Raw genomic sequence first — 253 nt, 5'->3', positions numbered from 1 at the left:
AATTGATCCAAAATTCGGCGAGTTTCTGTCAGCGCGCGTTTGTTGCATTGAGAGACTAAAAGAATATTCATCGTGCCACCTGACTCAATTGTTGAGCAGTTGTTTGCAAGGCATCAATCATCGTGTCACCACCACGTTTTGCCCGGACAAAATCACCATAACTCACTGCGTTTGCCGCCAGTTTGTATAACGCTTTAGTCATCACAGCTTCTTGTGCCATTAAATCTTTATTATCACGACAATTTGCAAGATT

At 42.3% G+C, this 253-nt stretch carries 1 protein-coding gene and 1 pseudogene; both read right to left on the bottom strand.

Annotated elements, in window-relative coordinates:
- A partial coding sequence (locus CKY02_RS26855) for a hypothetical protein (RefSeq protein WP_420899246.1) occupies positions 1-71 on the bottom strand: 71 nt, incomplete at its 3' end.
- A 56-nt stretch (positions 72-127) separates the two neighbouring features.
- Positions 128-253 (bottom strand): annotated as a pseudogene (locus CKY02_RS23320) (type I-F CRISPR-associated endonuclease Cas1f); the annotation flags it as partial.

Source organism: Photorhabdus bodei (assembly GCF_003287735.1).
Classification (GTDB): Bacteria; Pseudomonadota; Gammaproteobacteria; order Enterobacterales; family Enterobacteriaceae; genus Photorhabdus; species Photorhabdus kayaii.
This window is presented reverse-complemented; position numbering and strand designations above follow the sequence as displayed.